Here is a 17909-nt window from a genome sequence, read left to right as displayed (position 1 = left end):
AACTTTTAGTTTTATTTATTAGTTTGTCTAATCTATTATAATTATAAAATAATAGACTGGCTCAATCGATCACTTGTTTAGATTTCAAAGATTGACTAATAGTTTAACAATTGTAAGTTAAAAGAACTTTCTGCTCTGCGTTTTGCAAAACAGAAAGTGAAGTATATAGAAGTGATGCTTAAATGCAGATAAAAATCAGGCTAATTTTTTAAAAACCCATAAAGAAATTTTGAAGTCCAACTTTTTCATTAAATATAATATCTTTTTTGTTTGGTTCATATTTAAATTCGCTTAGCACTTTTTTGCCCTCTTCTTTAAAATATCCAGCAGATATCAAAGTAGGCTCAACAAAAGCTACTTCTGGTACCAATGTATCAAAAAAATTCGCCAGACTTTCATCGACGCTTATTTTTCCACTAAGAGATAATTTATCAAAAATTTCTGACTGATTTGTTCCCTTTTTAAAGCCATTTACTGCTGCATCCAAATTTAGCCTTAAAGCCTTATCTCCTTTTTTAAAGCTTAATGTATCTATTTTTATACTTGGATTCTTTTCTAAGATTTGATCTATTATCTCATCAAAATTTAATCCAGCTAAAACATTATAATTTTCTTCATTATTTAAATTATTAAGCTTGTCTAATACATTATTTAATGCAGGCACATTGATATTTGCGATTTTGCTATCAAAGACAAAATCTGTATATTTTACTTTATCAACTGCTACTATACCTATTTTTATAACATCGTCTGATCTTCCAAGATCATTTGAGATTTCAAATTTTGAGTCATACTTAAAGTCATCTATCAAAACATTACTTACATCATTAGATGCGAAAGACACCCTTTTAAATTTAACTTTTGCTATATAAGGTACAAGCTGGCTTTCTAAAATTTTTGAAATCTTAACTGGCTCTTGATAGCTTGAGTCAATATAAAACCCTTCGATATTTAGATCAACTTTGTTGTACTCACTAAAATCTTTCAAAACAATCTTATCTGCTTCAACTTTTAAGCTGTTTATATTATCTTTTGAATCAAGCGTCATACCAATCTTTATATCTTTTGTATTAACGGCGGTTTTTTGCTTATCATTAAATTCAATATTGCTAAATTTAATATCCACATCTTTATCGCCAGTTAGGCTAACTTTTGTTTTAGTTGTTGCAATGACATTTGAACCCATGAATGTTGCGATAATATTTTTAATCATATCGTTTTGAATAGAAATTTTTGAGTCTATTTCAAAGCCATCTATAAAAGCAAGCACTGTATGAGAAATTTCATTTTCTACTTTAAAAACCAAATCCTCATTTACATTTTTACCAAATATATTTTCCAAAAGATCTTTTGAAACACTAAAATCAAATGATCCTTTTGAGCCAAAAAATCCTTTTTTATAATTGTTATTAGAAATTTTAAAGCCCTTAATATTGTTTATATCATTCACTATCCTTTGATAGTTTTTCTCTACCTCATTTGAAGCAAAATAAACCGCTCCAATGGCTACCACGATAACTACGATTAAAGCAGATATCACCTTTTTCATGCTTTTCTCCTTTTTGTAATATGTTGTAAAAAAAACCAAATTCCAAGCAACAAACAAACCATAGCAAGAGGCATAATATATCCATGCTCGCCAAGATAGTCACTTGCACCTACAAAATAATCACCCGCTTTAAAGCTGGCAAATCCGATAATGACCGCCCAAAGCACTGACGAGATCAAATTTATAATGCTAAATTTATAAAATGAATACTTCGTAAGTCCAAGTGCGATAGGAACCAAAGTTTTAACTCCGTAGATAAATTTTTTGATAAATATTATCTTATCGCCATGTTTTTTAGCCAAAATTCCTGCATAAGCAAGCTTTCTTTTATGATTTTTAATATAAGGCATAAGTGAGTTTTTATTAAATCTTGCGACATAAAAAATTAGTGTGTCACCAATTGTATTTGCCACAGCAGCGACAATTATACTAAGAGTGATATCCATCTTGCCAGCAAAACTTAAAATTCCAGCGGCGATTAATGCAACCATGCCACCACCAAGGCTATAAAAAAACAATACAATATAGCCGTATGTTGAAACTGAATTTATGATATCTTGCATTAATCTCCTAAAAGTTTAGATGCGGAGGCTATTAGCTGTTCGTATGCATAGCCACTTTGCTTTAAAATTTCTTCTCTTGCACTGATGACTGCTCCACCAAAACTAGCTCCCGCAAAAAACCCATCATTTGCAGCATATGCGTATATATCACTTGAAAATTTAAAATCGCTTACTTTACTGTAATTGCGTCCAATGTCACCAAAAGCTACTGACAGCTTTGTATCAAGCGTGATCTTGGCATCTTTAATATCATGGATAATGCTATCTTTAAATATAAAAAGCACAAGCGAACTATCTTCATAACCAAGCTGTATACCGATACTGCCGCCACTTATACTAACTGGTAAAATTTCACTTGGCGAGTTAATGTTGCCAACAACCATGATGCCATCTCCGCCCATGCCACCAACAACAAAACCGACCTTTTTAACACTTGGAAAGATGATAGTCGCTTTTGACTGCTCGATTAGCTCTTTTATAGGAGCGTTTCTAGCGCCTCTCATCGTTGTTATAAACGAGTTTGCCGAGTCCAGCACGAGCTCCTCGCTGGCAAAGCCAAGTGAGAAAAATAATAAAATTGAAAAAAGAAATTTCATATTTTGCCGTTATTTTGCAAAATCAACAGCGCGAGTCTCTCTGATAACGCTTACTTTTATCTCACCAGGATACTGCACCTTGCTCTCGATCTCTTGAGCTATCTCTTTTGCTACAAGCACGGCCTCGTCGTCGTTTATGAGCTTAGCGTTTGCTATGACGCGAATTTCACGGCCTGCATTTATCGCATAAGCTTGTTTGATGCCATCTTTACTTTTTGCGATGTTTTCGATCTCTTCGACACGCTTTAAGAAGCTCTCAAGCACCTCACGCCTTGCACCTGGACGAGCCGCACTTAGTGCATCAGCTGCGCAAACAGCTGCACTTTCTATACTTGTCGCCTCTTCGTGGCCGTGGTGAGCGTAGATAGCGTTAATGACAACTGGATGCTCTTTGTAGCGCTTACAAATTTCTGCTCCAAGATCAACGTGACTGCCCTCGTACTCGTGAGTTAGCGCCTTACCGATATCGTGAAGTATGCCAGCTCTTTTTGCAAGCTTCTCATCTCCACCACACTCAGCTGCAATGATGCCAGCAAGGTGAGCTACTTCAAGGCTATGAGCCAAGGCATTTTGACCATAACTTGCTCTAAATTTAAGCTTGCCTATCAGTTTTACGATCTCTGGATGAATTTTATTTAGACCAAGATCCATGACGATGTTTTCGCCCTCTTCTTGTATGCTTTGCTCAAATTCTTCAGTTACTTTTTTGTGAAGATCTTCTATCCTCGCTGGCTGAATTCTGCCGTCCTCCACCAAAAGCTCGATCACTCTTGTTGCGATCGCACGTCTGTAAAGATTGAAGCTGCTTAGTATAATCGCGTGAGGTGTATCATCGATGATGATATCAACGCCAAGCACCATTTCAAGGGTCTTGATGTTACGTCCTTCTTTGCCAATGATCCTACCTTTTAGCTCATCGTTTTTTATATTTACGACATTTATCAGACGCTCAGCCGCAAATTCTCCAGCAAATCTTGACGTAGCCTGCGCCAAAATGTAATTAACCCTCTTTTTAGCCTCTCTTTTTGCTTCTTCTTCGTATTTTCTAACGATATGAGCGATATCCGCACGAGACTTCTCCTCGACCTTTTTAAGCACGACCTCTTTTGCTTCTTCTTCTGTTAAGCCAGCAGCGTGCTCAAGCACTCTTATCGCCTCTTCTACTTTGTTTTGATAAGTCGCTTTTAAATTTAAACCCTCTTCGTAAGTGATCTTTGCGTCTTGCTTATCTTTTTCAAAAAGCTCTTTACTCTCGTTTAAAAGCTCTTGCTCATTTAGCAAAATTTTCTCTTTTTTGGTTAGTTCATCAAATTTACTTGCATACTCTTTTTGAAGCTTTGTAGTCTTATCGTCGTATCTTTTTTTAGCCTCAAATTCAGCCTCTTGTACTGAAATTTTAGAATTTTTAAGCGTTAGCTCAGCTTCATACTCAATAGCTTTTGCTTTTGCTTTTGCTTGTTCTAAGAAGATGTTGTAGTTTGCATCATTTATCTTTTTAGCGTATAGATACCCTGCTCCAACGCCCGCCACACCGGCTCCTAAGCCTATTAAAACCTCTATCATTTATTCCTCTTTTTATATAATTTTTACTTGGGGTTATATAAAAGTCTCCTACCGCGTCTTGTGCATTTGAAAGCACATCTTTGGTATAAAAGTCTTTTATCTCAAGAAAAACTATCCGTTTTGGCTTAATAGGCAAAGAGTCAAAAAATCTATCATAAAATCCTTTTCCATGCCCTATCCTAGCCATAGTTCCATCAACCCCAATCGCTGGAACTACTGCCATATCAAGTCTAACATTATCCATTTTTTTGCCAGATGGCTGTCTGACGTTAAATTTATAAGTTATAAATGGCAGTCGCAATCTTACCATCTTTAAGCTAAGACCTACCATAAAAGGGGCAAAAATTTCACATTTATGTGATAAATTTCGCCTTATTTTAAGCACATCAACTTCGTAGTTAAGTGGCAAATAAAACAATACTTTCTTAGAATTTGTAAAATTTATCAATTTCAAAAGCGTTTTCGTAGCTTTATAGTGCGAGCATTTGGCCTTAAATTTAGTAAGTTTCATTAAATTTGCTCTTGCATTTTTTCTAAATTCATTTTTTTCTAAATTAACGCTCATTTTATGCTCTTTCTTGTATAATCCTGAAATCTTATTCAAAAGGAAATTTATGACATTAAAACGAGCAATTATAACATCACTTTGCATTTTTGCTTTTTTTGGATGCGGCGACGAGAACAAGCAAAAAAAAGAGCAAAATACAAGCGAACAAACGCAAGGCAAAATTTTAGATAAAAATGCTAGCAAAGATGAAAATTTAAACAAAGACTCACTCACTCCAAAAATGAGTGAAAGTGTCCAAGACAGCGAGATAAAAGAGATAAATCTAAAGCTGCTAAGTGGCACAACTATGCAGATTACAAAAAGGAGTAATGGCTTTGACGTAAAAGATGGTAAAAAAGCAACACTTTATGTGTTTTTCGCCACTTGGTGCCCTCCTTGCAAGGCTGAGATCCCGCACTTAAACAACCTAAGCGAAAAATTTAAGAACGAGCTAGATATCGTTGGCGTGCTACTTGAAGACAAAAGTGAAGATGAAGTAAAAGATTTTGCTCAAAAATATAAAATAAAATACGAAGTCGCGGTTGGCGAGGGAAATTTTTTATTTGAAAAAGCGATGGGTGGCATAAAAGGATTGCCTGCGTCAGCACTTTTTAAAGCAAATGGTGACTACGTTCAAGGCTACATCGGTCTTGTGCCTGAAGAGATGCTTGAAAACGACATAAATAGGGCCACAAAATAATGCTTGACTTTCTAAAAAAAGGCCTTGAGAAGACTTTTGGAGCGATAAGCTCAGCTAAGAAGTCAAAAAAGATAGACAAAGAGAGCTTAGAAGAAATTTTGCTTGAAGCTGACGTAGCTTACGAGATCGTGGAGGAAATTTTATACTACTTGCCACCACAAGATGAAGTGAGCAGAGCTGATCTTAGGCGCGTTATGAGTAGCTATTTTATCTACGAAAACGAGCGCGTGATAGAGCCTGATAAGCCATTTGTCGATCTCATCCTCGGCGTAAATGGCGCTGGCAAGACGACCACAATCGCAAAGCTTGCAAATTTATATAAAAATAACGGCAAAAGCGTCATTTTAGGCGCTTGTGATACATTTAGAGCTGGAGCGATCGAGCAGCTGCGCCAGTGGTCAATTAGGCTAAATGTGCCAATAGTCGCAACACAGCAAGGTCACGACCCTTCAGCTGTTGCTTACGACACGATCAGCTCAGCCCTTGCAAAAGGTATTGACCGAGTTATACTTGACACAGCCGGCAGACTTCAAAACCAGACAAATTTGGCAAACGAGCTAGAAAAGATCGTTCGTATTAGCAAAAAAGCTTACGAAAAAGCACCTCACCGAAAAATTTTGATTCTTGATGGAACGCAAGGTAACGCCGGAGTTGCACAAGCGAAAGCATTTAACGATATTGTCTCGCTTGATGGTGTCATCATCACAAAGCTTGATGGCACCGCAAAGGGCGGAGCACTATTTGGTGTGGCAAGAGAGCTTGAGCTACCTATATTTTATATAGGCGTTGGCGAGAGCATGGATGATATCATCAAATTTAATCCAGACGAGTTTTTAGACGAGCTAATGGACGCCATTTTTGAGTAGCGTAAAATTTCTTAGTAAAATTTGCTTTTTCGCTGCTCTTTTGGCGATCGATTTTCTTGCATTTACTCCAAAAAGTCCCACGATCATCGAAAATTCGTGGGATAAAGCAAATCATTTTTTAGCTTTTTGCGTCCTATACATCCTGCTCTATCTTGGCTATGAGTTTAAAATTTTTAAAAATTTAGCCCTGCTTTTAGCCTTCGGCGTGCAAATAGAGCTCATTCAAGCATTTTTACCAAACAGGAGCTTTAGCTTGCTTGACATCGTGGCTGACATGATCGGAGCGGCTTTTGGAGTGATAGTAGTTGAATTTTTAAAAAGGATAATTTATGGCAAAAGCAAAGCCAGTTTTTGAATGTCAAGCGTGCGGAAATCAGCAGAGCAAATGGCTAGGCAAATGCCCACAATGTGGGGCTTGGGATAGCTTTGTCGAGCTTAGCCAGCAAGAGATAAAGATAAGCAAAGAGATGGCAAAAAGTAGCGGCGCACCTAGCAAGGCCGTAAGCATCGACGAGGTAGAAATTCAAAATTTCACGAGATTTAGCACCAAAGATAGCGAGCTAGATCTTGTTCTTGGTGGCGGTGTTGTGGAGGGGTCGCTAGTTTTAATAGGTGGTAGTCCGGGCATCGGCAAATCAACTCTGCTTCTAAAAATTGGCTCGAATTTAGCAAAAGACGGTAAAAAAACGCTCTATGTAAGCGGTGAAGAGAGTCAAAGCCAGATAAAAATGAGAGCCGACAGGCTAAATGCGGTGGATAAAAATTTATACCTGCTAACTGAAATTTGCCTAGAAGATATCCTGCTAGAAGTGCAAAAGAGCGACTACAAGGTGCTAGTCATTGACTCCATACAAACGCTTTATAGCCAAAATATAACCTCCGCTCCAGGCTCGATCACGCAGGTTCGTGAGATCACATTTGAGCTGATGAGACTTGCAAAGAGCCAAAATATCTGCGTTTTCATCATCGGTCATATTACTAAAGAGGGTTCGATCGCAGGGCCCAGAGTGCTTGAACATATGGTCGATGTGGTGCTTTATTTCGAGGGCGATGCGAGTAGAGAGCTGAGAATTTTGCGTGGGTTTAAAAACCGCTTTGGCTCGACAAGCGAGGTTGGCATCTTTGAGATGAGCCAGCACGGACTCGTGAGCGCAAATGAAGTCTCGAGTAAATTTTTCACGCGTGGCGGAGCGATGAGTGGCAGTGCGATCACCATCATAATGGAAGGCTCAAGAGCACTTAGCATCGAGATACAAGCACTTGTTTGCGAAAGTGCCTATCCAAAACGAAGTTCGACTGGCTTTGAGAGAAACCGCCTGGATATGCTGCTCGCACTTCTTGAGCGAAAACTAGAAATTCCACTTGGACACTACGACGTCTTCATAAACGTTTCAGGTGGCGTTAAAATAAGCGAGACTGCGGCTGATCTAGCCGTCATCGCGGCGATAATCAGTAGCTTCAAAAACCGCCCTATTAGCAAGGATAGCGTATTCATCGGTGAGCTAAGTCTAAACGGCGAGATAAGAGAAATTTTCAACCTCGATCAGCGCCTAAAAGAGGCGAAAATGCAGAAATTTAAAAATGCTATTATTCCAAACAAACCGCTTGACACGCAAGGGCTAAAATGCTTTTACGCAAAAGATATCACGCAAGTGCTTGAGTGGATGTAAATTTGTCTTGCTAGCGACTTAATATCAATACTTTGCTGGCTAGGACATGTTTTTTAAAATTTATCTTTTGTATAATTCTGAGAGCATCTATGCTTTTTCTTTGAAATTTAAATTATAAAAATTCCATTCTTTGCTTATAAAATACCTATGCCCTCTTATCCACTTTAAGCTTTGCCACTTTTTCTAAAATTTCAAACATGCTCTTGCCACTATCAAATTCACTCTTTATAAATTTATAAAGCTCTTTAAATCTCTCATCGGCTTCAAGCTTATAGGTGTGAGATTTTTTAGTAACTTGTATAGGTGTAAATTTCTTCTCTTTTTTATCTTCTTTGTTTTGTGTTTCAAGATCATTGATAGAATTTATAGTCTCTTTTGCTAGCTCCTCGTCAAGCTCTAAACCAAAGCGCTTTTTTAGTGCATATTTAGTCCACTCCTCTTTAAACTCATCAACGCTCATATCGCTATCAAGTAACTCGGCTGTTTTTGTTCCACCAAAGGTAAAGTCAGAGAAACCATGCTTTCTGGTATATCTTTTTATAAATTCGTTAACAGATAAAGTCTCTGAGTCACCAAAAGCTCTCTCAAGCCCTAAAGCACTACTATCATCTATAAATTTCTTTAGCTCATCTATCTCATCTTTTGAAAAAGCATCGTCATAGCTCATAAGCTTGCCAAGTATGCTTACTCTCGCCTCTCCTTCACCTTTTACGAAGCCGGTGAGTGAGTGCTCATATCTGTCGTATTCCCTTGCTTTAGCTTTATCGTCTAGGCTCATATACTTAGGAAATGTCATGCCATGACCCATATCGTTACTAAGTATCTCGTTTATATCGTTAAATTTAAACCCCATCTCTCTTGCTATGTTCTCTCTTGAGAGATAGTTAGGAGTTGAAAAATTATTAGAAATTTGCATTTTACTATCCTTAGTCTCTTTAGCTCCATTCAATCTTAATTAAAGATATCGTCTTTTCTTTAAAAAATTTTATAAAAATACGTTTTTTAAATTTATCAGAAGTAGTTAAAAGATATTAAAAAGCTTTGTAAAAATGCATAAATTTTAGACAATCATCACTGCAGCTACGGCAAATCCGCCGTCGTGAGTTATGCTAAGGCTTGCTTCTTTGATATTAAAATTTGTATAAATTCTTGGGCTAAATTTTATCTTTGGTGCATTTTTTGCGTCTTTGCTAAGCTCAATGTCCAAAAAGCCACACTCTTTGCTGATACCCACACCAAGAGCTTTACTAGCTGCTTCTTTGGCCGCCCAAAATCCAGCCAAAGTTGCATCATTTTTTGCTAGTGTGATCTCATCATCGCTTAAAAATCTTTTTAGAAAAAGCTCGCCGTAACGAGCTTTAAGTCTAGAAATTCTATCTATCTTAACGATATCAATGCCTATCATTGCACCACAAAATCAGTAAAAAATATATTTTTGATGTAGCCATCATTTAGCACTTCATTTAGCTTGCCGACGATCTCGTCTTTTAGCCTATCTTTGCCTTTTGCGGTGCTTACTTCTTCGTAAGTTTTTGACGAAAGTGTTCTGATGATAATATCTCTTAAAAGTGCTTTTTTCTTATCAAGCTCAGGAGTTAGCAACTCATCGCTTTGCTCCATATCGATCTTAGTTTTAAGAAATCTTGAGCCATTTTCGCTAAGCAAATTTACAATAAACTGATCAAGCGGATATATCGGCCCCATATTTGAATAGTCATTGCTGCCATGCTTTGACTTATTTTGAGCTGGCATGGACTGTGTTTGAGCCTGAGCTGGTGCTTGCATCATGTTTGCCTCTTTTGGCTCGTCAGAACTAAGCATCAAAAACGCGACTAGCCCTCCAATAACTAGTAGCAAAACAAATATCGCAATGATAATTATCATTAATGCACCATTGCCACCTTTTTTTGCCTTTTTCTCTTCAACTTCTTCAGCCATCTTTCCTCCTTTAAGTTTTGGCTATAATTATACAAAAAATTCGCAAAAATGAGAAAAAATGATACATAAGACAAATGCTGCTAGAGCTTTAGACAAGCTAAAAATTAATTATGAAATTTTAGAGTATGAAGTTGATTTAAACGATCTTTCAGCCATTCACGTAGCAGTTAGCGCCAAGCAAGATATAAAGCAAATTTACAAAACTATTGTTTGTGAGTGCGAGCCTAAAAATTTCGTTGTTGCTTGCTTACAGGGCGATTTGGAGCTTGATCTAAAAGCACTTGCTCACGCGTGTGGCGCCAAACGCTGTGAGCTTATAAATTTGAAAGACCTAGAAAAGATCACTGGCTACATCAGGGGCGGCTGCTCACCGCTTGCTATGAAAAAACACTTTGCAACATTTATCGATGAACGTGCAAAAGAACAAGAATACGTGCTAGTAAGCGCTGGAGTGAGAGGCAAACAAATAAAAATAGCACCAAATGATCTTTTAAAGGCTTGCGAGGCAAGTTTTGCCAATATCGCTAGGCTAGCTCTTTAAAAACTCTATAAATTTAAACTTCTCACCTAAAAGCTCAGGTGAAAGTAGAAATTTTGCTTGTTTAGCTGCATTTTCATAGGCTTGCTTGCTACCTTTTTCAAGCACTAAAGATAAAATTTCATCCACGCTAAGATCATTAACCAAAGCATCATTTTGTTTTTTAAATTTAAGTATCTCAAAGCCAGCCTCACAAAAAGCCTCTTTTACTTGCTTAAAGCAAAGGCTATATGTTAGATCCGATCTTTTAAAATATGGCTCAAGGTCTGAAATTTCAAATAAAGAAAATACTTGATGGTCTTTAAAAATCCTTAGGCTAAACTCATTTTTTGGCTCAAATTCGCCGTAGTCAAAGCTTAAAAATCTAACCTTTTTTGCCGCATTTGCAAGTTGAGTTGCAAATTTAGCGTAGCTAGTTGATATCTCGCCCTTTTTTATGCCAAATTTCTTTGCAAGAGCTAGTAAATTTTGATCTGCTTTTTGCCAGTGAAATTTTAGATCAACATCCACAAAAAGCATATTCTCACCATCTATCACCTCACAGCTAAATGCATCAAGTAGCTCATTTGAGATGATAAAAATTTCATCAAACGAGCACTCGCCCAAATTTTCATAGTGTTTTATTTTGATGTCATCGCCAAAGCGTTTTGCAAAAGTCTCAAGCTGTCTTTTACGTAAAATTTCATGAGGCTCGATGATGATAAGCTCTAAATTTGGCAAAATTTCTGGCTCAAGCGTAAAAATTCCTTGCGCAAAATCAGCTAGCATATCGCCAGAGTTTGCGCCAATCTCTACGACCTTGCAAGAGCTAGAAATTTCGCCGTTTTTAAGCAGCTTTAAAAAGTAGTTTGCAAGGCAAGCACCAAAGAGATAGCCAACGCTTACATTTGTATAAAAATCGCCCTTTTTACCTATATCTACGCCAAATTTATAGTAGTTTTCATTGACCCAGATATTAAAAAACTCGCTAAATTTCATAGATCAGGTAGCTTCCAACCTCTGTAAAACGCAAACATCCTAACTGTAATGCCAGCAGCAAGCAAGAGCATAGTAAAAAATATATTGGTTAGGCCTAGATGATATAGCACAAAGTAAGCAAGCCCCACACCAAGGCTTATCGTGCCGTAAAGTCCAGTGCGTAAAAACCATGGAATTTCGTTTAGTAAAATATCTCTTAAGATACCGCCGCCAACTCCGTTAAAAAAGGCGATCATCATCACACCAAAGATATTGTAGTTGTACTCAATGGCAACCATTGCCCCCACGATGGAAAAACAGATAACATCGATCGCATCGGCGAAGATGAATACAAATTTTCGCTCCAAACCTTCTCTTTTTATGTGTAAATTTGCCACTCTTGAAACAATCAACATAAAAATAACAACGCTTACTGGCATGTAATGTGTAAATGAATAAACCGCCCTGCCAACGAGCATATCACGCATGATACCGCCACCAAGTGCGGTCAAAAATGCAGACAAAAAGACTCCAAGCCAGTCGCACTCCTTTTTTACTGCAAATAAAAACCCACTAAGTGCAGCTGATGCGATACCGACGTATTCGACAAAAAGTATTAAACTCATATTTTTCCCTTAAAAGATCGCATTTTATAATGAACTCTCATAAAAAATCATTAATAATATTTTTACCATTAGTTTATTTTAGGCTATAATAACGAAAAGTTTAAGGAAGGAATTTTAATGAAAAGACTATTAATCATATTTCTTGCTGGTTTATTTTTCACGTCACACTTAAATGCTGATGTGATCCAAAATCAAAAGCTAAAAAATGCAATAAATATCTTAAACGCTTTTGGTGCAAGAAATTTAAAGCCAAACACTAAATTTGAAGGTATAAAAGCGATCGCCATAATCCCTGATGTAACAAAAGCAGGCGCTATCGTTACTGGCTCAACAGGTAAAGGCGTATTTATCGCTAAAAATGATGATGGTGAATGGTCAAGCCCATTTTTTGTAAATTACACATCTGGAAGCATAGGCTTGCAGCTTGGTTACAGCTCAGCTGACATGATCATCTTATTTAAAAATTCAGAAGCTTATGCAAATTTATTTAATGCAAAAGATACGATCAGCCTAAAAGCAGAAGCAACTGGTGGCGTTGGTAACGAAGTAGCGATCACAAGTGATTTGCCTGAAATTTCAGCATTTGCTGAGGAGCGTGGCAAGACAAGTGGTGCTTTTGTAGGAGTTAGCTTAGATGTGGCAAGGCTAAAAATAAATAGACAAGATACAAATGATTACTATGAGCGAATGTATGATTTTGAAAATATCTACAACAATAGCCCAAAAGCTAGTAAATACACTCTAAAATTTAAAGAAATAATCTCAAAATATTTCTTATAGCTCAAATTTCTTGGCTCATTAAGTGAGTCAAGAGCTCTTTTTATTTTTACTTTTTTGATTAATTTTATAGAAGTTATGGCTTAGCTTTTTGCTAAACCATAAATAGTGAAACAAAGCGTTTTTTAGGGATTGGAGAAAATTGAGTCATATACTCAAACGCTTCTTCGTAATCGCCATCTGTATATTGTGCAACTTGTTCGATAAGCTCGTAAAGCTCCTCATCGTCCATAGAATCAAAACTGCCTCTATTTTCTAAAACCTCTAACAAAACGGCGTCTAATTCAAGCTCGTCGTAAGTCATTTTATTCCTTAATTTTGATTTAAAAAATGCGACACTATACCAAAACAATCTTATAAAATACTTTACTTGAAATTCGTAAGAAATTTTATGCTTTTTTTATAAGTAAAGTTGTAAAATCCTTATATTAATTATCATTTTAGTTAGGTTTTTGTGGATAATTTTGAACTATTTTATAAGCATTTTAAAGAGTTTTTAGAAGCCTTTGGGCAGAAAAGCTCAGAGTTAAAAGAACAAATTTTGCATGTACTTTTCATTAGTAACTCTCATCTAAGTGCTCAAGAAATTTCTTCAGAAATTTACAAAATCCACAAGAATGAAATTTCAATGACATCAATTTACTCGTTTTTAAATTTTCTCGAAATGCATCATCTTGCAAACTGTTTTGAAGAAAATGGAGTAAAGAAATTTGAGCTAAATTTAAAATCCTCGCACGATCATTTGATATGTGAAATTTGTGAAAAGATAGTTGATTTTAAAGATGAGATGATAGAGCAAAGGCAAGAGCAAATTTGCAAAGAAAAAAATTTTAGCGAGCAGTCGCATACGATGATACTTTATGGTATTTGCAGTGATTGCCAAGAGAAAAATGAAAATTAAATTTTATCATTTCATTTTACTTTTTGATAATGAAAAACAAAAAAATTTCAGATTTATTTAAGCTGTGAAATAGATAATACGCAATTAAAAAAAGGATGAAAATGGATATAAAAACACAAACTTTAGCACAAGTTGCAAGTTATTTTTCAATGATAGCTCACACAAACGGCAGACTAAGAGTAAGAGTTAGTCCAAAGATAAAAGAGCTAAGTAGCAGCGTAAATTTAGCTAGCCTAGATAATGTGATAGCTCAAATAAATGGTATAAAAAATGTAAAATTTAACAAGCTAATCGGCTCTGTAACGATCGAATACGATCATGAAATTTTTCCAAAAAACCTTTGGGAGGATCTTTTAAAAGGGCAAAATTTAGAAGAGATTTCAACTAGAGTAAATGAAGTTGCAAAAGAAGTGAAATATGCTTAATGAACTTTTAAATGCATCATATACCAGCGAAAAAAACGCACTTAGCTTATATGAAAATTTAGCTTCATTTGGTGATGTTTTTAACGAGATCGCAAATATCAGAAAAAATGCGATCATCTTGATAGAAAAATTTGCGAGCACACATGATTATGAGCTTGCTTGCGAAAATGAAGCTATATTTTTGCCAGCAAAAAATAAAGAAGATGCGCTGATACAAGCTTTAAACTATGAGTTAGAGCTAAATAAAATGTATGAAAAATTTTGTGAAAGCTTAGATGATGAAGAGCTAAAAGATCTATTTTTTAGACTTTGGGCTACTTCAAACAATGAATACATCGCCTCTTTAAAGCAACGCTTAAAAGAAATTTATAGTGGCTGTGAAATAAAAAATGAGCTAAATTTAAATGAAATTTCACAAAATTTTGAGCAAAATGGTATAACAAATATTTTAGAAAACTATCAAAATGACTTTAATGAGATAACTAAAAGCTTGCAAAATATCGCAAGCGGCAAAGCTGATAAAAGCGAGTTAGCAAAGATAACTAATAATCCAAATTTCTCGTTTTTTAGCGGACTTGCGCTTGGGGCATTAGGCATTTCAGTAGTTAGCAAAAATTTTAATAAGGATGAAGAAAATGAATAATTTACAAAATCAAACAAAGAAAGGATTTAAAATGGCATTACCATTTTTAGCAGGTTTAGCAGTAGGCGGTTTAGCAATAGCTGCTTGGAATAAAAGAGATAAGATCAAAGAGTACGCCCAAGAAGGCTTAGATAAAGGCAAAGAGGCTGCAAAAGATCTTTACAAAAAAGGTAAAAGCGTTGCAAAAGATGCAAAAGACTTTATAGTAAAAGAAGAGAAAAAAGCAAAACGCGGTGCTAAAAAAATAGAAAAAGAGGCTGAAAAAGTGGTAAAGAAAACAAGAAAACCACGCGCTAAAAAGCCAGCTGCTCCAAAAGCTATCACACCAAACGATATAGCATAAGGATAGAGAATGCAAGGAAATAGTCTTTTTACGCTTTCAAGCACAAGGCTTCCATTTGATCACTTCATCAGCGGTGCTTTAGTCGCTGGCATGGGTGCAGCTGCACTTGGCTTTAGCGACTATCTAAATAATAGAGCGACTAAAAAAGATGTTGCTAAAAAGATAGCGAAATACGCTGTAACAGGTGGTTTTGTAGGTGCTGTTGGCATTCATGCTTCAAATTTAATAGCACAAAAAAAATATCTAAATGCGGCAGCTTTTACAGCAGCTGGTATCGGCGGTCTTTTGATAGCAGAAAAACTAATAAAATTGGAGAGTAAATAATGAATAACCCTTACATCAATGAAGAAAACGTAGCAAGTGAAACTGTGGCTAACAATGCAGCAGCTACTCAGCCAAGCGCAATTGATAACGCAATAAACAATGCAGCTCAAAATTTACCATTTGTACCTGAAAATTTTAATGCTGCTGGCTTTGTAAAAGGTCTAGTTTTAGGTGGTATCGCAGCTTATGTACTAACTAATCCAAAAGCACAAGAGTGCGTATTTAAAGCGATTATCAAAGGTGGCGAGCTTATAAATGCTGGCATAGAAGAACTAAAAGAGCGTTTTGAAGATGTCAAAGCAGAACTTGACTCACAAAAATAAGATCACTCTAGCTCACAAGAGTAAAAATAGAGCGAGGTTTATTTGCGAGAGCCTAAACGCTAGAAGCGACGTCAGCGCTATCGAGGCTGCGATCTCAGAGCGAACTGATGCACTAAGTGTTCGTGTAAATAAATACGCAAAAAGTATTATCGTTGAATACAATAAAAACTACGATAAAATTTTAAACTTTATAAAGAGCTATGAATTTCCAACAAAGGCAAAAGATCCAAATTTGCCAAGCAAGGCAAATATCTATAAGGCTGCTGCCGCACTTGGTATAACGCCATTTATGAGTAACAAAACTCTAAAATCAGCCGTGACTCTTTATGCTACAGCGCCAAATTTAATAGAGGGTGCAAAAGAGCTAAGGCATGAGGGCGTCACTTCAAAAGTACTTGAGGCAACTGCCATTGGCACTAGCCTAGCAATGGGCGATCATTTAGCAGCAAATAGCACAAATTTGATGATAAATATCGGCGAATATATGGAAGAAAGCGCCAGTCACAAAAGCGATGATCTCATCAAAGAGCTAGCAAAACCAAATATCGAAGAAGTCTGGGTCGAGAGAAATTTAAATGGCGAAAAGACGCTTGAAAAAGTAAAAACCGAAAATTTAAAAAAGGGCGACATCGTAGTAGTTGGAGCTGGTGAGACGATAGGCGTTGATGGTTATATCGTTGAAGGTAACGCCGATGTAAATCAAGTCTCAATGACCGGAGAGGCTGAACCTATACCAAAAGCTAGAGGCGACCGTGTTATAAGTGGCACCGTGGTTGATGAAGGTAGGATAAAAATTTGGGCTGAAAATGTAGGTAGTGACACAGCGACAGCTAGGATCAAAGAATACATACAAACTTCACTCAATGAAAAATCAGCCATTGGTGTAAAAGCGTTAAAACTAGCTGATAAACTTGTGCCTGTTACGCTCTCGCTTGCTGGACTTTCATACATTATAAATAAAAATATGAATAGTGTTGCTAGCGTACTTCAAGCGGACTACTCTTGCGCATTAAAACTTGCTACACCAGTTGCTTTTAAATCAAGCATCTCAAAAGCAGGTAGAAACGGCATTCTTGTAAAAGGCGCAAAAGCGATTGAAGCTTTAAGCTCAGTTGATACTTTTGTATTTGACAAGACCGGCACTCTGACACATGGACGCCTAAGTGTAGTTGAAATTTACTCATTTAAAGAGGGCTTTTCTCAAAATGATATATTAAATTTAACTGCAAGTGCCGAGGAGCACTACTTTCATCCAGTAGCTGAAGCAATAGTTGAAGCTGCAAATAAGCGTGGTTTCCACCATATTCATCACGATGAAGTTGAATTTATCGTAGCTCACGGCGTAAAAACTGCGATGCACGGCAAAGAGGTGGTTATAGGTAGTAGACACTTTTTAGAAGATGATGAGATGATAAGCTTTAAAGCTCATGAAGCTTTAATAAGTAAAGCATTAAATAGCGGTTTAACCTTACTCTACGTAGGATATGATAAAGAGCTAGTTGGCGTCATCGCTATGAAAGATGATATGAGAGAAAACGCAAAAGACATGGTTAAAAAGCTAAGAAGCCTTGGCGTAAAAGAGGTCGTCATGCTAAGCGGCGATATCAAAAGCAAGGCTGAAGAAGTAGCACGTGAGCTTGGGCTTGATAGGGTCTATGCGGAGTGCTTACCAACAGATAAAGCAGCTATCATCGAAGAGCTAAAGAGTGAGGGCAAAAAGGTAGCCTTTGTCGGAGATGGCATAAACGATGCTCCAAGCCTAACTAAGGCAAATGTGGGCATAAGTATGCACAAGGGTGCTGATATAGCTAAAGCGACGGCTGACATAAGTCTTTTAAAAGATGATATCATGAGCGTAGCTCTCGTAAAAGAGCTAGCAAATAAAACAATGGATTTAATTAGCTCAAATTTCCGCTCAACCGTTGGCGTAAACACAGCTATACTAAGTGCTGCGACACTTGGTATGTTAAATCCAATAGCAACTGCCATGCTTCATAATGGTACAACGATTTGGCTTTTATTAAATTCAATGAAGGGCGTAAAATTCAAATCAAAATAAA

Annotated in this window: 24 protein-coding genes; 13 read left to right on the top strand and 11 right to left on the bottom strand. The window is 36.6% G+C overall.

Annotated features, from left to right (window positions below):
- Positions 1 to 208: 208 nt before the first annotated feature.
- The 5 genes from CVS95_RS08235 to CVS95_RS08215 are packed head-to-tail and all read right to left on the bottom strand — an operon-like array spanning position 209 to position 4836.
- The gene (locus CVS95_RS08235) at positions 209 to 1549 is read right to left on the bottom strand and encodes a DUF945 family protein (protein ID WP_107696260.1); all 1341 of its coding nucleotides are present in this window, start codon (positions 1547 to 1549) and stop codon (positions 209 to 211) included.
- A complete protein-coding gene (locus CVS95_RS08230; RefSeq protein WP_021091280.1) occupies positions 1546 to 2112 on the bottom strand; it encodes a DedA family protein in 567 nt (188 codons plus the stop codon). Before CVS95_RS08230 ends, CVS95_RS08235 begins: the two co-directional genes overlap by 4 nt.
- The gene (locus CVS95_RS08225; RefSeq protein WP_054196777.1) at positions 2112 to 2708 is read right to left on the bottom strand and encodes a lipid-binding SYLF domain-containing protein; all 597 of its coding nucleotides are present in this window, start codon (positions 2706 to 2708) and stop codon (positions 2112 to 2114) included. The genes CVS95_RS08230 and CVS95_RS08225 overlap by 1 nt, the downstream gene beginning before the upstream one ends.
- Before the next feature lie 9 nt (positions 2709 to 2717).
- Entirely contained in the window at positions 2718 to 4271 is a 1554-nt protein-coding gene (gene rny / locus CVS95_RS08220; RefSeq protein WP_035167447.1) for a ribonuclease Y, read from the bottom strand.
- Positions 4204 to 4836, bottom strand: coding sequence for a 5-formyltetrahydrofolate cyclo-ligase (locus CVS95_RS08215; protein ID WP_107696259.1), 633 nt, complete (start codon positions 4834 to 4836; stop codon positions 4204 to 4206). The genes rny and CVS95_RS08215 overlap by 68 nt, the downstream gene beginning before the upstream one ends.
- A gap of 49 nt (positions 4837 to 4885) precedes the next feature.
- On the opposite strand from CVS95_RS08215, the gene CVS95_RS08210 reads away from it, so the two are divergent.
- From CVS95_RS08210 to radA, 4 genes are read left to right on the top strand one after another with little or no spacing between them, the layout of a single operon-like run.
- Entirely contained in the window at positions 4886 to 5518 is a 633-nt protein-coding gene (locus CVS95_RS08210) for a TlpA family protein disulfide reductase (protein ID WP_107696258.1), read from the top strand.
- Complete coding sequence (gene ftsY / locus CVS95_RS08205; RefSeq protein WP_087579297.1) at positions 5518 to 6384, top strand: signal recognition particle-docking protein FtsY; 867 nt, start codon at positions 5518 to 5520, stop codon at positions 6382 to 6384. The genes CVS95_RS08210 and ftsY overlap by 1 nt, the downstream gene beginning before the upstream one ends.
- A complete protein-coding gene (locus CVS95_RS08200) occupies positions 6377 to 6739 on the top strand; it encodes a VanZ family protein (protein WP_107696257.1) in 363 nt (120 codons plus the stop codon). Before ftsY ends, CVS95_RS08200 begins: the two co-directional genes overlap by 8 nt.
- The gene (radA, locus tag CVS95_RS08195; protein WP_107696256.1) at positions 6714 to 8054 is read left to right on the top strand and encodes a DNA repair protein RadA; all 1341 of its coding nucleotides are present in this window, start codon (positions 6714 to 6716) and stop codon (positions 8052 to 8054) included. The genes CVS95_RS08200 and radA overlap by 26 nt, the downstream gene beginning before the upstream one ends.
- Positions 8055 to 8199: 145 nt before the next feature.
- Here radA and CVS95_RS09810 read toward each other — a convergent pair whose 3' ends face one another.
- From CVS95_RS09810 to fliL, 3 genes are all read right to left on the bottom strand, one after another.
- On the bottom strand, positions 8200 to 8970 hold the full coding sequence (locus CVS95_RS09810; RefSeq protein WP_107696255.1) for a hypothetical protein: 771 nt from the start codon (positions 8968 to 8970) through the stop codon (positions 8200 to 8202).
- A gap of 144 nt (positions 8971 to 9114) precedes the next feature.
- Positions 9115 to 9459 (bottom strand): holo-ACP synthase, encoded by a 345-nt coding sequence (gene acpS, locus CVS95_RS08185; RefSeq protein ID WP_107696254.1) that lies wholly within the window; start codon positions 9457 to 9459, stop codon positions 9115 to 9117.
- On the bottom strand, positions 9456 to 9992 hold the full coding sequence (gene fliL, locus CVS95_RS08180) for a flagellar basal body-associated protein FliL (protein WP_107696253.1): 537 nt from the start codon (positions 9990 to 9992) through the stop codon (positions 9456 to 9458). The genes acpS and fliL overlap by 4 nt, the downstream gene beginning before the upstream one ends.
- A 58-nt stretch (positions 9993 to 10050) precedes the next feature.
- Here fliL and ybaK point away from each other — a divergent pair, with 58 nt between their 5' ends.
- Positions 10051 to 10533: a Cys-tRNA(Pro) deacylase gene (ybaK, locus tag CVS95_RS08175; protein WP_107696252.1), complete on the top strand. Its 483-nt coding sequence runs from the start codon at positions 10051 to 10053 to the stop codon at positions 10531 to 10533.
- Here ybaK and CVS95_RS08170 read toward each other — a convergent pair.
- Both CVS95_RS08170 and CVS95_RS08165 read right to left on the bottom strand, forming a co-directional pair.
- Entirely contained in the window at positions 10522 to 11508 is a 987-nt protein-coding gene (locus CVS95_RS08170; RefSeq protein WP_107696251.1) for an SAM-dependent methyltransferase, read from the bottom strand. The genes ybaK and CVS95_RS08170 overlap by 12 nt on opposite strands.
- Positions 11505 to 12113 carry a trimeric intracellular cation channel family protein gene (locus tag CVS95_RS08165; RefSeq protein WP_054196787.1) on the bottom strand — a complete coding sequence of 203 codons (609 nt, stop codon included), beginning with the start codon at positions 12111 to 12113 and terminating at the stop codon, positions 11505 to 11507. Before CVS95_RS08165 ends, CVS95_RS08170 begins: the two co-directional genes overlap by 4 nt.
- Before the next feature lie 117 nt (positions 12114 to 12230).
- Here CVS95_RS08165 and CVS95_RS08160 point away from each other — a divergent pair, with 117 nt between their 5' ends.
- Positions 12231 to 12893, top strand: coding sequence for a lipid-binding SYLF domain-containing protein (locus CVS95_RS08160; RefSeq protein WP_107696250.1), 663 nt, complete (start codon positions 12231 to 12233; stop codon positions 12891 to 12893).
- A 91-nt stretch (positions 12894 to 12984) separates the two neighbouring features.
- Here CVS95_RS08160 and CVS95_RS08155 read toward each other — a convergent pair whose 3' ends face one another.
- A complete protein-coding gene (locus tag CVS95_RS08155; protein ID WP_002942234.1) occupies positions 12985 to 13194 on the bottom strand; it encodes a hypothetical protein in 210 nt (69 codons plus the stop codon).
- Positions 13195 to 13344: 150 nt separating this feature from the next.
- Between CVS95_RS08155 and CVS95_RS08150 the strand changes: the two genes are divergently transcribed.
- The 7 genes from CVS95_RS08150 to CVS95_RS08120 all read left to right on the top strand — a co-directional run bounded on the left by CVS95_RS08150 (position 13345) and on the right by CVS95_RS08120 (position 17908).
- Positions 13345 to 13791: a Fur family transcriptional regulator gene (locus CVS95_RS08150; RefSeq protein WP_107696249.1), complete on the top strand. Its 447-nt coding sequence runs from the start codon at positions 13345 to 13347 to the stop codon at positions 13789 to 13791.
- Between the two features lie 101 nt (positions 13792 to 13892).
- Positions 13893 to 14216 carry an HMA2 domain-containing protein gene (locus tag CVS95_RS08145; RefSeq protein ID WP_107696248.1) on the top strand — a complete coding sequence of 108 codons (324 nt, stop codon included), beginning with the start codon at positions 13893 to 13895 and terminating at the stop codon, positions 14214 to 14216.
- Positions 14209 to 14859 carry a ferritin-like domain-containing protein gene (locus tag CVS95_RS08140; RefSeq protein WP_107691924.1) on the top strand — a complete coding sequence of 217 codons (651 nt, stop codon included), beginning with the start codon at positions 14209 to 14211 and terminating at the stop codon, positions 14857 to 14859. The genes CVS95_RS08145 and CVS95_RS08140 overlap by 8 nt, the downstream gene beginning before the upstream one ends.
- The gene (locus CVS95_RS08135; RefSeq protein WP_107696247.1) at positions 14852 to 15202 is read left to right on the top strand and encodes a hypothetical protein; all 351 of its coding nucleotides are present in this window, start codon (positions 14852 to 14854) and stop codon (positions 15200 to 15202) included. Before CVS95_RS08140 ends, CVS95_RS08135 begins: the two co-directional genes overlap by 8 nt.
- Before the next feature lie 9 nt (positions 15203 to 15211).
- On the top strand, positions 15212 to 15526 hold the full coding sequence (locus CVS95_RS08130) for a hypothetical protein (protein ID WP_072594358.1): 315 nt from the start codon (positions 15212 to 15214) through the stop codon (positions 15524 to 15526).
- Entirely contained in the window at positions 15526 to 15849 is a 324-nt protein-coding gene (locus tag CVS95_RS08125; RefSeq protein ID WP_087585277.1) for an oxidoreductase, read from the top strand. Before CVS95_RS08130 ends, CVS95_RS08125 begins: the two co-directional genes overlap by 1 nt.
- Positions 15833 to 17908, top strand: a complete 2076-nt coding sequence (locus tag CVS95_RS08120) for a heavy metal translocating P-type ATPase (protein WP_107696246.1) — start codon at positions 15833 to 15835, stop codon at positions 17906 to 17908. The genes CVS95_RS08125 and CVS95_RS08120 overlap by 17 nt, the downstream gene beginning before the upstream one ends.
- Position 17909 lies beyond the last annotated feature (1 nt).

This window comes from Campylobacter concisus, assembly GCF_003048905.1.
Classification (GTDB): domain Bacteria; phylum Campylobacterota; class Campylobacteria; order Campylobacterales; family Campylobacteraceae; genus Campylobacter_A; species Campylobacter_A concisus_V.
This window is presented reverse-complemented; position numbering and strand designations above follow the sequence as displayed.